Below are 13,544 nucleotides of genomic sequence, written 5' to 3'. Positions count from 1 at the left end.
ACCGAAGAGCCCTAACCCAGCGCCCGCAGTTCCCGCCGCAGCACCTTCCCCGTCGCCGTCATCGGCAGCGTCTCGGCAAACTGCACGAAGCGCGGGTATTCGTGGGCGGCCAGCTGAACTTTTACGAACTCCTGGATCTCGCGCGCCAGTGCGTCGCTCGCCGTAAAGCCGGGGCGCAGCACGATCCAGGCCTTGATGGATTCGGTGCGGATCGGATCGGGAATGCCGACCACCGCCGACATCGCGACTGCCGGATGCTTCATCAGGGTATGCTCAATCTCTGCCGGGCCGACGCGATAGCCGGCGGTGGTGATGACGTCGTCCTCGCGGCTGACGTACCAGAAATAGCCGTCCTCATCCTGCACGCCGAGATCGCCGGTCAGCAGGAACTCTCCGGCATATTTCTTCGCGGTCGCTTCCGGGTTCTTCCAGTACTCGATCATCGTGCAGGGGCACGGCTGGCGCACGCCGATGATGCCGCGCGCGCCCCGCGGCAATTCCTCGCCCCTGTCGTTGACGATGCGGACGTCGAAGCCCGGCGTCGCCTTGCCCATCGAGCCGGGACGGATCGGAAACAGGTTCGAATTACTGCCGATCACGAGATTGCATTCGGTCTGGCCGAATACTTCATGCGCGTCGATGCCAAAGGTTTCGCGCACCCAGCCGTGCAATTCGCCGCCAAGCGATTCACCGCCGGTGAAGATGCTGCGCAGGTTCAGGCCGGGATTCTTCACGCCGGCCTGCCGCATCAGTTTCAGCGCGGTCGGCGGCAGGAAGGTGTTGCGGATGCCAAGCTCGGCCATCATCGTCATCGCCGCCTGCGGCTCGAATTTGCGCGCGCGATGGCCAACGAGCGGAATGCCGTGATACCAGAACGCAAAGAGGCAATTGATCAGCCCGCCGATCCAGGCCCAGTCCGCCGGCGTCCACATCAGGTCGCCCGGCCGCGGCAGGAAGTTATGGCACATCTCGACATTGGGGAGATGGCCGAGCACGACGCGATGCGCATGCAATGCGCCTTTCGGATTCCCCGTGGTGCCTGACGTGTAGATGATTAGAGCCGGATCGTCCGCCGAGGTATCAACGGTAGGGAATACATCGTCCGCCTCCTCGATCGCCGGCCAGAACGGCTTGGCGCCAGCGTGCGCGATGCTGGTCGTGACATAGATAGCCTGAAGATAGGGCAGCCGGTCGCGGATCTTCGAGAGCTTCTCCCATCCGCTTTCGTCGGTAATGATGGCCCGTGCGCCGGAATTCGACAGCCGGAATTCCAGCGCGTCCTCACCGAACAGCGCGAACAGCGGAAGCGAAATCATGCCGGAACGGAACGCCGCGAGATGCGCAATCGGCAATTCAAGGGATTGCGACAGGAACACGGCGATGCGGTCGCCGCGCGAGAGGCCGTCGCCCTTCAACACGTTGGCAAACCGGCGCGACATCTCCGCGACCTCGTCGAACGAGGTGCGCGTGGTGACGCCGTCCTCGTCGACATAAATCAGCGCCAGCCGGTTGCTGCCGTCAGCATGTCGATCGCAACACGCCGTCGCCATGTTGAAGCGATCCGGGACGTCCCAGCGGAAGTTGCGGTAGAGCTCGTCGTAGGTTGAGGCTTCGGTAAGCATGGTGGCGGCCTTGGTCGTTTCCGTCTTTCCTTCCGTCATGGCCGGGCATAGTAGTCTGTTTTTGCGCAGACTACGTACACTTGTCTGCGCTCCCGGCCATCCACGTCTTTCTTGCTACTAGTTTTAGAGACGTGGATGCCCGGGACAAGCCCGGGCATGACGTGGAGCGGCGTTTTGTAGCCGCGACTTAATCTTACTTGCTGCGTTACATCCGTTCAAACCCTCATCCTGAGGAGGCGCGAAGCGCCGTCTCGAAGGATGGGCCGCGGGCCTCATGGTTCGAGACGCGCTTCGCGCTCCTCACCATGAGGGGCTTATGACGCACTGGAGTTAAGGCGCCCGCGCTCGCTCCATCGCCAGCTCTGCCTCGAGGCTTGCGATGTCCCGATAGATCGAGGCGACGGCCAGCACGCGGCCATTGCTCTTGTACTGCAGCAGGCAATCCTTGCCGGAGATGTCGCCGTCGACGGTGATCTCGTCCCATTTCTCGGCGTGACCGACATAGTTGATCGGCACATCGTAGTGCTGGCTCCAGAAAAACGGCACCGCATGGAACGGCTCGCGCTGCCCAAGCATGTTTCGCGCGGCCGTCTGGCCCTGACGCTGGGCTACCACCCAATGCTCGACGCGGATGGTCTGAAGGGAATGCGGATCGGGCCAGCGCGCAATATCGCCCGCGGCGTAGATGCCGGGGATGCTGGTTTCCAGATAGGCATTGACGGTGACGCCGCGGTCGATCGCCAGCCCCGCCTTCTGGGCCAATTCAAGGCGCGGACGCACGCCGACGCCGACCACCACGACATCGGCCTCGATCGCGCCGCCGCTCTTTAGCGTGGCGCGCTTGCCCTCGATCGCGGTTACGGTGTCGCCGAGATGGAAGATGACGCCGTGCTCTTCATGAAGGGCGCGGACGAAGTCGCCCAATTCGGGCCCCAGCACGCGCTCCATCGGCCGCTGCTCGAGGCCTACGACATGGACCTCGACATTTCTGGCGCGCAACGAGGCCGCGGCTTCCAGCCCGATGAAGCTCGCGCCGATCACGACCGCACGCCGCGCGCCGTCGGCCAGTGCAATGATCGCGCGGGAATCGACGAGCGAGCGCAGCACGTGGACATGGGGCTGATCCATGCCCGGTATCGGCAGGCGCACCGGCTCGGCGCCGGTCGCCAGCAGCAACCGGTCGTAGGGGATGGTCTCCCCGCCTGATGTGACGACATGGCGCGCGTCGGTGTCGATGGCCGTGACCTCGGTGTTGAGGCGCAGGTCGATCTTCGCTTCGGCGTAGAAATCATCCGGCCGCAACGGCACCCAGTCCTCCGGCGCGCTGCCGGCGAGATAATCCTTGGACAAATTGGGCCGGTCTACCGGGGCTGCCGCCTCATGGCTCAGCATCACGATGCTGCCGGGATACTCCTGCCGCCGCAGCATCTCGGCTGTGGCAAAGCCTGCCGCGCCACCGCCTATGATAACGATCCGGCCGGGCGCATCGGTGATACCAATCACCTGCGGCTTGGGCTGTTCACGCTTCTCCCGAACGAAGATGCGACCGTCTTGCTGCTCGACCTTCCAGACCGCGATCGGACTGAGCGCCGGCGCCCTTGTGGCTTCGCCAGTGCGCAGGTCGAAACAGGCGTGATGCCAGGGACAACGGATGCCCCCGCCGGTCACCAGGCCCTCCGCGAGCGGCCCGTGATAATGGGTGCAATGGGCGCCGACCGCGAAAATCTCCGCTTCCCGCCGCACCAGCACGACTTCTTCGTCGCCGACATAGCCAAGCAAGGTCTCGCCCGCGAATTCGGACAACAGGATGCCCTTTGACAGATCGGGACCGGCGGGCGGAGCTTGCTGATCGGCCATGTCGTCCTCCGCTTGGGTTGCGTCAGGTCGCCATTCCCAAAAATTCCTGACGGGTCAGCGCGTTGTCGCGAAAGCAGCCGAGCATGCGGCTGGTCACGAGATCGGAGTCCGGCTTGTGCACGCCGCGCGTCGTCATGCAGTGATGCGACGCCTTGATAATGACGCCGACGCCTTGCGGTTCCAGGACGTCATTGATGGTGTTGGCGATCTGCGCGGTCATCTTTTCCTGGATCTGCAGACGCCTGGCATAGACGTCGACGACGCGCGCCAGCTTGCTGATGCCGACCACGCGGCCATTCGGAATGTAGGCCACCCAGGCCTGGCCGACGATCGGCGCCATATGGTGCTCGCAATGGCTCTCGAAGCGGATGCCGCGCAGCACGATCATCTCGTCATAGCCTTCGATCTCTTCGAAGGTCTTCCTCAGGATTTCGACGGGGTCCTGACCGTAGCCTGAGAAGAACTCCTCGAACGCGCGCGTCACCCGCGCCGGCGTCTCGCGCAGGCCGTCCCGGTCAGGGTCTTCACCCGTCCACCGAATGATGGTGCGAACAGCCGCCTCGACCTCGGCTCGACCGGGCCTCTGGATATCTGACAGCGATGCTCTTGCGCGATTAAGTGCCTGTACATTCGGATTCATCGAGATGCCTTTCCACGACGCTTGCCAACGGAGCTTGTGCCGGTTGGATGCCGCGTCGGAGGAAAGGTTCCCGAGAAAAACCAGGGCGCGCACTGAGAGAAGTCGGCCGGCGTTTGATGTCCGCTTGTGCCCCAGTTGTGGCTCAGAAGCAGAAATGCCGGAAGGTCGGCTACGGGCCCAAAAGCCGGCATCGCTGATGCTTTACTCAATCACTTCGTCTGCGATGCCCAGTGTGGGCGGTATCGTTACCCCCAGCACCTTCGCTATCTTGCGGAAATTAACGCGCAAATTTGTAGTAAGCGAACGCCGCCGAAGCGACCGTAAGCAATGCCGAAGCAAGCCAGATCGGCCCCAGCAAGAAGATGGCTAGCACGCCTTGCCCACAGGCACCGCATGCAACCCAAAACACTATTGGAAAAAAACATAGCAGGATGACTACGGCAAATCCTGAACTGAGCCAAACTCCTCTCGCCCCCCATCGCGCACCAAAGAACCATGGCATGGCGGGAAAGCCGAAAGACAGAATGACCAAGAGGTTTACCACAACGTCGAACATGATCTCTGCCCGATTGGCTTTCTATGATAGCGCTCCCCCTTGGTTGTGAACACGAGGCAGATGGTTCAAACTCATACGAGAATCGCGCGAGCCTTTGTCATTGCTGCTATCCTAACTCCGGGCGCATAAGTCGAATGCCAGCAATTGACATTGCCACTTGACGACTGCTTTGGGTAAAAGCTGGCCTCGGCGACGATGGCGTATAGGGTCCGCCAGGGGCGCCACACCAGACATCAACAGGACGATGCCAGAGTAATGGCAGCTTGTCGGCTGTCTTAGTCCTATGCGCTTTTTAGCTTTGCATTGATCGCAGCGCCCTCAATCTGGCCCGACAATCCGTGCAGAATTTCCGCGCGGGGAAGCCTGCTCTTGAACGTATTGTTCGGCAAAGACGCCAGCAAACCAACCGACAGCGAAAGCACCAATGAGCATCATGAGATGGATCGTGGTGGAGGGGGCAAATTCTTGCTTGTCTTGAATGCGATCAAATCCGATTAGCCCCAACGCGCAAATGCCTGCGCAGAGAGAGGGCCAGACCGCCGCGAGCCGCCCCTGAAAGTTGCGTGATAGAAGCCTGGATCGACGAAACGACACTACGGCGCTCAAGACCAACATAATCAGACAGGCCGTGAGGAACATTAGACGTTTTCCTTGATCAACCATCGCCATCTTGAGGGCAACAGGCGAGGAAATAGCGTAAATTGATTGTCTCAACCTTAAAGAGATGGCGAAAACATCAGCCAAATTGGGAGAGCTTTAGCCGTCGAACTTTCACGACTCCCGCTTTGGGTCAAAATCCGAGGGGCTCACGTTGAGCACAATCGGTCTGCTGCGCCCCCGGAAAGCGGACTCCCATCCGGCCATTTTTGAGTACATGCCCTGGCCAAAACTATCCGGCCAGCGCCGCCTTCACCATGCCGCTGGCCTTGCCGAAATCCATTTGTCCGGCGAACTTGGCGCGCAGCACGCCGATCACCTTGCCCATGTCCTTCATGCCGGCGGCGCCCGTCTCGGCGATGGCGGCCGAGATCGCGGCCTTCACCTCGTCGTCCGACATCTGCTTGGGCAGATAGGCGGAAATGACCGCGATCTCCTCGCGCTCCTGCGCGGCGAGCTCGGCGCGGCCGCCCTTGTCGTAGAGCTCGACCGATTCCTGGCGCTGCTTGATCATCTTCTGCAGGAGGCCGAGCAGGTCGGCATCGGAGAGCGGCGGCTTTCCCTGCCCGCGCGCGTCGATATCGGCGTTCTTGATCGCCGAATTGACCATGCGCAGGGTGGAGAGCTTGCGCTCCTCCTTCGCCTTCATGGCCTCCTTGACCGCATTGTTGATGTCGTCGCGCAGCATGGTGCCTCACTGAAAATAGCGCCGCTGGAAGGGCCTTGGGTCTATCTGATGATTCCGCGTCTATATAGGGGCTGGGCGAGCCGCGCCACTGTGGGGGTGGCCTGCGGGCCGGCCGGCGGGACGGGAACGAGCGGAATCGGCTCGAATTGGTTAAGCCCAAGCGGTCCGTTTCAGGCGGATTTGGCCCAAAAGCTGCGGGACCGACGGAACTGGCGGTCAAATATGCAGCAAACGCATGTGAATCCCGCTGTTTTCTTGCCTTCCGGCTTTGACGCGCGGGGGCGCTTGCGACTATGAAGTGCGCTCATGACAACATCCGATAATTCCTCAGCTTGGCCGGACCACAAACCGACCGCGCTCCTCGTGCTTGCCGACGGTACCGTGCTGGAGGGTTTTGGCCTCGGCGCGGAAGGCCACGCTGTCGGCGAAGTCTGCTTCAACACCGCGATGACCGGCTATGAGGAGATCCTCACCGATCCCTCCTATGCCGGCCAGCTCATCACCTTCACTTTCCCGCATATCGGCAATGTCGGCACCAACGACGAGGATATCGAGACGGTGAACATGGCGGCAACGCCCGGCGCGCGCGGCGTGATCCTGCGCTCGGCGATTACCGATCCCTCGAACTACCGCGCCACCAAACATCTCGATCAGTGGCTGCGCGCCCGCGGCATCATCGGGTTGTCCGGCATCGACACCCGCGCGCTGACCGCGCTGATCCGCTCCAAGGGCATGCCGAACGCGGTGATCGCGCATTCGAAGAGCGGCACGTTCGACCTGCACGGGCTGAAGGAAGAGGCGCGGGAATGGCCCGGCCTCGAAGGCATGGACCTGGTGCCCATGGTCACCTCGGGCCAGCGCTTCACCTGGGACGAGACGCCGTGGGCTTGGCAGCAGGGTTTTGGCCAGCAGACCAAGCCGGAATTCAACGTGGTCGCGATCGACTACGGCATCAAGCGCAACATTCTGCGGCTCTTGGCCGGTGAAGGCTGCAAGGTCACGGTGGTGCCGGCGACGACATCGGCCGAAGACATTCTGGCGATGAAGCCTGACGGCGTGTTCCTGTCGAACGGCCCGGGCGACCCGGCGGCCACCGGCAAATATGCGGTACCCGTGATCCGCGAGGTGATCGCGTCGGGCACGCCGACCTTCGGCATCTGCCTCGGCCACCAGATGCTGGGACTGGCCGTCGGCGCCAAGACCAAGAAGATGCATCAGGGCCACCACGGCGCCAATCATCCGGTGAAGGACGAGACCACGGGCAAGGTGGAGATCACCTCCATGAACCACGGCTTTGCGGTGGATCAGGACACCCTGCCCGAGGGCGCCACGCAGACCCATATCTCGCTGTTCGACGGCTCCAATTGCGGCATCGAGCTCAAGGACAAGCCGGTATTCTCGGTGCAGTACCACCCGGAAGCCTCGCCCGGCCCGCGCGACTCGCATTATTTGTTCAAGCGGTTCGCGGACCTGATGCGGGAGAAGAAGCACGGGTAAACCTGCGTCGGAATGCCCCCGGCGTCACCCCTTCAAGACGCTTGAACGCCCGGTGGAACGACGCTTCGCTTCGGTAACCGACACGTTCGGCGACGTCGATCATTGCAAGATCACTGTCGCGAAGCAGTTCGGCTGCCTTGGTCATGCGCCAGCGGGCGAGATACTCCAACGGAGGATCGCCAACCAGCGCGCGGAAGCGTTCGGCAAAGCCGGAACGGGACAGTCCGGCAGACTGCGCCAGTTTCTCGACGGTCCAACCATCGGCCGGTCGTTCATGGATCAGCGCCAGCGCCCTTGCGATCGACCGGTCCGAAAGAGCACGCAAGCCGTGCGCCGCGCATTCGTTGCCGGCAATATAGAAGCGGATCGTCTGCACCAGCAGGACGTCCGCCAGCCGACTCATGACCACCATGGCTCCCGGCTCCTGCGAAGAACTCTCCGCTACGAATTGCTCAACGGTGGAAGCGAACCATGGCGGCCGCGCTGCATGCGTGGCGGGCACATGAATTGACCGCGCAAGCCTTTGCATGGAGAACGTGCTATGAGCGGCACGAAACTGGAAGGCACACACAACAAGCACCGTCTGCAGGCCGCCCCTGCTCAATTTGACCGATCGGGTATCGCGGAAACTACGGCATTCGGACTCGCCGAATGCAAATAGCGCGCTTCCCTTGGAGTCGCGCAGAATATGCGATCCGCCGCGGGGAACGAAAACGACGTCGCCCGCGGAAAGATTGAGTGGTGCCCGGCGTCCATCCACTTCCAGCCGAGCGCTTCCACGGCCGACAACGACAATGTGTGCGGCACCGCGATCCGGAAGCTGGAAACCCCATGGCGCTCCCAGCTCGAGACGACCGTAGACCAACGTCCCAAGCCGCATGGTGTCCAGCAGGTCAGTCAACACGTCCGTCATCGACGACGCTCCGGTTTGGACGATCTATCAATTTAATTGGATATTACGACATGGATAGTCCAGGCAAGGCCCGGCATCGTCAGACGGTCGTCAACATTCAGAGCAGGAAAACCGATGCCCCTCGTCAACATCTCACTTCGTGAAGGCACGACACCAGACTATCGCCGCGCCATCGCGGACGGAGTCCACCAAGCCATGATGGACGCATTCCGAATTCCTGCCGATGATCGGTTCATCCTGATTTGGGAACATTCACCCGAGCATATGATTCAAGATCGCACGTTCTTCGGGATCGAACGCAGCGACAAATCGATCTTCCTACAAATCGTGGTCAACCATCGTCCCGTCGAGCAGAAGGTGAGCTTCTACGAATTCGTCGTCAAGAATCTCGGCAATGCTCCCGGCCTTCGGCAGGAGGATATTTTAATCGGTATCGTCGAAGTGGCACCCGAGAACTGGTGGGCATTCGCGCGGAACGTCAACGCCAGCGGGATCGACGACCGCGCCAGTCCGGCAGCGTAGACGCCGCTGCATTGGTCATGGCCGGGTCAAGCCCGGCCATGCAAGCAAGTTGTCCCACTGGCGTTCCCTCATATCACATAATATGATGATCATAATTGGACAAAGGGATTGCCATGGACGATAAAGCCACCGCCACCGTCGAATACGGCGTGACCCCGACGCATGTGATGGCTTCGATGTCGGGCCTCGACTTCGTCCGCGCCATGTTCGAGGGCAAGCTGCCCTCGCCGCCGATCATGCAGAATGTCGAGCCGTTCGATTCCACCGCCGAGAAGGGCCATGTCGTGTTTCACAGCGTGCCGGGCTTCCGGCACTATAATCCAATCGGCTCGGTGCATGGCGGCTATGCCGCGATCCTCTTGGATTCCGCGATGGGACTTGCGGTGCAAACCGCGCTTCCCGCCGGCAACGGCTACACCACGCTGGAGTTCAAGATTTCCTTCATCAAGGGCATGAGCAAGGATACCGGCCCGGTCCGCACCGAGGGCAAGACGCTCAATGTCGGCCGCCGCGCCGCGACGGCGGAAGCGCGCATCACCGATGCCAATGGCAAGCTGCTCGCGCATGCGACGACGACGTGCCTGGTTTTCGAGATTTCAAAGGGAACGTGAGACGCGGATAATGTATTGAAGTGTAGTATCAGACCTCATCCTGAGGAGCGGCGTTAGCCGCGTCTCGAAGGATGAATGGCACCAGCGGGGCCTCGTGGCTCGGCGCTATGCGCCTCCTCACCATGAGGGTTTAATAGCGGAGAACAACCATGTCCGTTGTCAGCGCCGATATCGAGCCGCTCACCTTCATCTTCGACGATGACGGCCTCGTGCCCAACAGTCCGCTGCCATTCCTGGTCTACAAGGGCGCGATCGATGTCGCGAACGATCATCCGGAAAAGACCATCGAGGGATTGTTCGGCGCCAATGGCTGGGGCGCGATGTGGCGCAACGGCGTCTATGACTATGTGCATTACCACGCCACCGTGCACGAGGCGCTCGGCGTCGCCCGTGGCCGCGCGCGCGTCCGCTTCGGCGGCAATAGCGGCCAGGAGCTCGAGATCACGCCCGGCGACGTCGCCATCCTGCCCGCCGGCACCGGGCATCAATGTGTGTTCGCGAGCCCCGATTTCTGCGTGGTCGGCGCCTATCCGCCGGGACCGCCGATGCAGATCACGCGGCCGACGCCGGAGAACCACGCCAAGGCGTTGAAGACGATCCCCGAGGTGAAACTGCCGAAGACCGATCCGGTGCGCGGCGCAGACGGGCCGCTGGTCAGGCTGTGGAGGCGCGGCGCGCGATAAGACGGGACGCCGTCATCCGCGCCTGGCGAGCGGGAATTCCGGCTCGGCCAAAACAGCCGACGCGGAGTCATTTGACGAAACGCGCATCGACGCAATCCGCGCGACGAATAACCCGATGACGAGATTGGTTCGCTCGATCTCCAGCTTCTCGCGGATCGGCCCGTTCGGAGTGGTCGCGCACATCGCCTTGATGGATTCCAGCGTGCGCGACAGTGAATCGACCACCGCATAGATCGGCTCGATCGACGGCGGCTGTGATGGGTAGCCTGGCAAGTTGCCGACCGGCAGAGCGGGCCGGCCGGTAGCACGGCCGGACGATGCCACATCAGGGAAATCGATAATTTTCTGCATCGCTTGATTCCAAACTTTATAAATTGCTCTTTAAAGTTGCATTTACAAAGCCGCACATTCCAATTGCCGGCTGCTTTGGAAACATAGGGCCGATCCTGCCCAGGCTCGCTTAAATTGATTATCGGAATCTTGCAGCAGCACGCCATTTTTGCGCGCGACGTTCATGCGCATTTTAGCAAAGAGCGGGCGCGAGGGCTGATCATTCGGCCTGACCGCGACTCGCCATCTCTTCCTGACTGTTCAAGCACGCACACGTAGCGGTAGCTCAACACCTTGAGGTTTAGGCGTTCTGGCATCACTTCCTCAAAGACATTGACTTACATCAACATTCGCTGCGGCGCTTTCTGTTGCCGATAGCATGGCACCTCCGTCCCTGCTGCACTTCTGCGAAAGCAATGCAGATCATCAGCACTGACCGCGCCAGATGCCTGAGCGTCAAGCCATGCGAAATTTCAAGCAACAAGCGATATCAGAAAACGAGGTTCGACATGTTTAGACGAATCCTGCCCCTGACTTTGTCTCTTTGCCTGTGCGCTGCGCCCGTTGCACTAGCGCAAACGGCGGCGCCCATTACCGAACAGGAAGCGCACGCCATCGCCGTCGATGCCTACGTTTATTTCTATCCGCTGCTGTCGATGGAAATCACACGAAAGCAATTTTCCAACATCGGTCCAGACAAGGAAATGGGGAAGGGACCGATGAACATGTTCAACAACGTACCCGAATATCCACCCGCGGATTTCAGGGGTGTCGTTCGTTCGAACTTCGACACTTTATACTCCAGCGCATGGCTGGACATGTCGAAAGAGCCCGTGGTGATATCCGCGCCAGATACAGATGGACGCTATTATCTGCTGCCGATGCTCGATATGTGGACCGACGTGTTTGCTTCTCCCGGTTGGCGAACGACGGGCACCAAGGCCGGCACGTTCCTGATCACGCCGCCCGGCTGGCGGCCGGACCTGCGCGACAGGTTTGCGGAGGAGTTCAAGCTTCCGAAAGACACCCAACGGATCGAAGCGCCAACGTCTTACGTCTGGGTGATCGGCCGGACCAAGACCGATGGCCCGCCGGACTACGATGCGGTCCGCAAAATCCAGGCCGGCTACAAGATCGCCCTGCTTTCCGAATATGGCAAGACGCCCAGGTCGGTTGAATTCAAGCCGGACCCAAGCGTCGACATGAAGACGCCGCCGAAGGTGCAGGTCGACAGCATGACGGCAGGCGTGTATTTCGCCAATGCCGCCGAGTTGCTCAAGCTTCACCCGCCTCATATCACCGACGAGCCGATCATCGCGCAGATGAAGAAAATCGGTATCGAGCCCGGCAAGAGCTTTGACATCGGCAAACTCGATCCGGTGGTGCAGCGAGCCATGGAGACCGCACCACAGGACGGACAGAAGCTGATGGCCTGGAAAGTGCCGACGCTGGCCCGCGTCGCCAATGGCTGGTCGATGAACACCGACACGATGGGCGTCTACGGCAACTACTATTTGAAGCGGGCGATCGTCTCGCAGGTCGGGCTCGGCGCTAACCTGCCCGAGGACGCCATCTATCCGCTCAACCTCGCCGACGAATCCGGCAAGCCGCTCGATGGCGCGAACAAATACACCATCACCTTCGAGAAAGGCGCAGCCCCGCCGGTCAACGCGTTCTGGTCGATCACGCTCTACGATCAGGAAGGCTTCCAGGTCGGCAACGTGCTGAACCGCTTTGCGGTGAGCAGCTGGATGCCGTTCAAATACAATGCGGACGGCTCGCTCGACCTTTATTTCCAGAACGCCAGCCCCGGCAAGGAGCTCGAAGCCAACTGGCTTCCCGCGCCGAAAGGGCCATTCAATCTGACGATGCGCCTGTACGCACCGAAGTCCGACGCGCTGACCGGCAAATGGAATCCGCCGCCGGTCACGAAGTCGCAAACAACGGTCGGCTTGTCGGCGCAATGAACGTTGACGGCATGCCGGCGCCTCAGCGCCGGCGTAGCCTGTCGGTATGAACCTGTCGGTATGAACCTGCCGCGCGGTGCGGCCTGTGCAGCGTCACCGCGCTCCATGCGTCGTCCCTCGTGGTGCAAACTNCCCTCGACACCCTCGCAATGCCCGTTGAAGTGCATAGCAGACGTTGTCTCGTNGGCATTGGCGCAACAGCCGCGACGGATTTTCGACTTGCATGGTTTTCCCACGCCGATCGCCTACGACGAGACATTCAATCTATGTCAATCTCGAATTGATCACTGTGATCTCCAGTATTGGGAGCGAGCAGATGGCGTACAAACCAACCGATCGAGGACTCAACGCCCTTCTCAAATATACAGGTGCCGGCCTGTCGATTGCGATGCTGTCCGCCCTTACCGGCGTGGCACACGCCGATGAAGGCGGTGTCAGCTTTTGGGTACCCGGCTTCTTTGGCAGCCTCGCCGCCGTCCCCGCGCAGGCGCCGGGCTGGTCGGTGACCTCGTTTTTTTATCACACCTCGGTTTCCGCCGGCGCCGACGTGGCGCGGGCACGAGAGATCACGCTCGGTCGCATTCCCGCGAATCTGAACGTCAACGTGAACGCGAACGTTCATGCGAATGTGCCTCTTGGCCTTGTTGCCGGGACCTACACCTTTGCGACACCCGTGCTGGGCGGCCAGGCCTCTGCTAGCCTGTTAGCGTCCTACGGCGCCAACTCCACGTCGCTGGCGGGATCGCTGGTGGGGACACTGACGGGACCAGGCGGCGGAGTATTCCCATTCTCGCGCTTCGACAGCATCGACAGCTCGATCATTGCATTTGGCGATCTGCTCCCGATGTTCCAGCTCAAATGGAATGCCGGTGTGCACAACTACATGACCTACATCACCGGGGACATCCCGGTCGGGGCGTATCAGTCGGATCGTCTTGCAAATATGGGGCTCGGACATTGGGTAATCGACGCCGGCGGCGGCTACACCTATTTCGATCCAA

Annotated in this window: 13 protein-coding genes; 6 read left to right on the top strand and 7 right to left on the bottom strand. The window is 61.0% G+C overall.

The genetic code is table 11. From position 1 onward, the window contains the following. Positions 1 to 11 precede the first annotated feature (11 nt). The 5 genes from CQ14_RS13765 to CQ14_RS13740 form a co-directional block, all read right to left on the bottom strand. On the bottom strand, positions 12 to 1,622 hold the full coding sequence (locus tag CQ14_RS13765) for an acyl-CoA synthetase (protein WP_057858533.1): 1,611 nt from the start codon (positions 1,620 to 1,622) through the stop codon (positions 12 to 14). A gap of 330 nt (positions 1,623 to 1,952) precedes the next feature. Continuing rightward, positions 1,953 to 3,479: an FAD-dependent oxidoreductase gene (locus CQ14_RS13760; RefSeq protein ID WP_057858409.1), complete on the bottom strand. Its 1,527-nt coding sequence runs from the start codon at positions 3,477 to 3,479 to the stop codon at positions 1,953 to 1,955. Positions 3,480 to 3,501: 22 nt separating this feature from the next. Continuing rightward, positions 3,502 to 4,119 carry a GTP cyclohydrolase I FolE gene (gene folE / locus CQ14_RS13755; protein ID WP_057858532.1) on the bottom strand — a complete coding sequence of 206 codons (618 nt, stop codon included), beginning with the start codon at positions 4,117 to 4,119 and terminating at the stop codon, positions 3,502 to 3,504. A gap of 874 nt (positions 4,120 to 4,993) precedes the next feature. Next, entirely contained in the window at positions 4,994 to 5,419 is a 426-nt protein-coding gene (locus tag CQ14_RS13745) for a hypothetical protein (RefSeq protein WP_199805525.1), read from the bottom strand. A 145-nt stretch (positions 5,420 to 5,564) separates the two neighbouring features. Continuing rightward, the gene (locus CQ14_RS13740; RefSeq protein ID WP_057858407.1) at positions 5,565 to 6,020 is read right to left on the bottom strand and encodes a GatB/YqeY domain-containing protein; all 456 of its coding nucleotides are present in this window, start codon (positions 6,018 to 6,020) and stop codon (positions 5,565 to 5,567) included. 306 nt (positions 6,021 to 6,326) lie between these two features. Here CQ14_RS13740 and carA point away from each other — a divergent pair, with 306 nt between their 5' ends. Continuing rightward, the gene (gene carA, locus CQ14_RS13735; RefSeq protein ID WP_057858406.1) at positions 6,327 to 7,517 is read left to right on the top strand and encodes a glutamine-hydrolyzing carbamoyl-phosphate synthase small subunit; all 1,191 of its coding nucleotides are present in this window, start codon (positions 6,327 to 6,329) and stop codon (positions 7,515 to 7,517) included. Here the strand turns inward: carA and CQ14_RS13730 are convergent. Then, positions 7,474 to 8,430 carry an AraC family transcriptional regulator gene (locus CQ14_RS13730; RefSeq protein WP_057858405.1) on the bottom strand — a complete coding sequence of 319 codons (957 nt, stop codon included), beginning with the start codon at positions 8,428 to 8,430 and terminating at the stop codon, positions 7,474 to 7,476. The two genes, carA and CQ14_RS13730, sit on opposite strands and share 44 nt — an antisense overlap. A 114-nt stretch (positions 8,431 to 8,544) precedes the next feature. On the opposite strand from CQ14_RS13730, the gene CQ14_RS13725 reads away from it, so the two are divergent. The 3 genes from CQ14_RS13725 (at position 8,545) to CQ14_RS13715 (ending at position 10,246) form a co-directional block, all read left to right on the top strand. Further along, positions 8,545 to 8,952, top strand: coding sequence for a tautomerase family protein (locus CQ14_RS13725; RefSeq protein ID WP_057858404.1), 408 nt, complete (start codon positions 8,545 to 8,547; stop codon positions 8,950 to 8,952). Between the two features lie 113 nt (positions 8,953 to 9,065). Next, entirely contained in the window at positions 9,066 to 9,563 is a 498-nt protein-coding gene (locus CQ14_RS13720) for a PaaI family thioesterase (RefSeq protein WP_057858403.1), read from the top strand. A gap of 149 nt (positions 9,564 to 9,712) precedes the next feature. After that, positions 9,713 to 10,246 carry a cupin domain-containing protein gene (locus CQ14_RS13715; RefSeq protein ID WP_057858402.1) on the top strand — a complete coding sequence of 178 codons (534 nt, stop codon included), beginning with the start codon at positions 9,713 to 9,715 and terminating at the stop codon, positions 10,244 to 10,246. Between the two features lie 12 nt (positions 10,247 to 10,258). On the opposite strand, the gene CQ14_RS13710 is transcribed toward CQ14_RS13715, so the two are convergent. After that, complete coding sequence (locus tag CQ14_RS13710; RefSeq protein WP_057858401.1) at positions 10,259 to 10,597, bottom strand: hypothetical protein; 339 nt, start codon at positions 10,595 to 10,597, stop codon at positions 10,259 to 10,261. Between the two features lie 488 nt (positions 10,598 to 11,085). On the opposite strand from CQ14_RS13710, the gene CQ14_RS13705 reads away from it, so the two are divergent. Then, entirely contained in the window at positions 11,086 to 12,543 is a 1,458-nt protein-coding gene (locus CQ14_RS13705; RefSeq protein WP_057858531.1) for a DUF1254 domain-containing protein, read from the top strand. Between the two features lie 388 nt (positions 12,544 to 12,931). Further along, the coding region (locus CQ14_RS46195) for a transporter (RefSeq protein WP_245320343.1) at positions 12,932 to 13,544 on the top strand (613 nt) is incomplete at its 3' end.

This window comes from Bradyrhizobium lablabi, from assembly GCF_001440475.1.
GTDB classification, from domain to species: Bacteria; Pseudomonadota; Alphaproteobacteria; order Rhizobiales; family Xanthobacteraceae; genus Bradyrhizobium; species Bradyrhizobium lablabi.
This window is presented reverse-complemented; position numbering and strand designations above follow the sequence as displayed.

Bases quoted from the DNA above. Each gene is read 5' to 3' on its own strand.
- CQ14_RS13705 (WP_057858531.1), top strand. From the start codon at position 11,086: ATGTTTAGACGAATCCTGCCCCTGACTTTGTCTCTTTGCCTGTGCGCT.
- CQ14_RS13740 (WP_057858407.1), bottom strand. From the start codon at position 6,020: ATGCTGCGCGACGACATCAACAATGCGGTCAAGGAGGCCATGAAGGCG.
- CQ14_RS13760 (WP_057858409.1), bottom strand. From the start codon at position 3,479: ATGGCCGATCAGCAAGCTCCGCCCGCCGGTCCCGATCTGTCAAAGGGC.
- folE (WP_057858532.1), bottom strand. From the start codon at position 4,119: ATGAATCCGAATGTACAGGCACTTAATCGCGCAAGAGCATCGCTGTCA.
- CQ14_RS13710 (WP_057858401.1), bottom strand. From the start codon at position 10,597: ATGCAGAAAATTATCGATTTCCCTGATGTGGCATCGTCCGGCCGTGCT.
- CQ14_RS13720 (WP_057858403.1), top strand. From the start codon at position 9,066: ATGGACGATAAAGCCACCGCCACCGTCGAATACGGCGTGACCCCGACG.
- CQ14_RS13765 (WP_057858533.1), bottom strand. From the start codon at position 1,622: ATGCTTACCGAAGCCTCAACCTACGACGAGCTCTACCGCAACTTCCGC.
- carA (WP_057858406.1), top strand. From the start codon at position 6,327: ATGACAACATCCGATAATTCCTCAGCTTGGCCGGACCACAAACCGACC.
- CQ14_RS13725 (WP_057858404.1), top strand. From the start codon at position 8,545: ATGCCCCTCGTCAACATCTCACTTCGTGAAGGCACGACACCAGACTAT.
- CQ14_RS13715 (WP_057858402.1), top strand. From the start codon at position 9,713: ATGTCCGTTGTCAGCGCCGATATCGAGCCGCTCACCTTCATCTTCGAC.
- CQ14_RS13730 (WP_057858405.1), bottom strand. From the start codon at position 8,430: ATGACGGACGTGTTGACTGACCTGCTGGACACCATGCGGCTTGGGACG.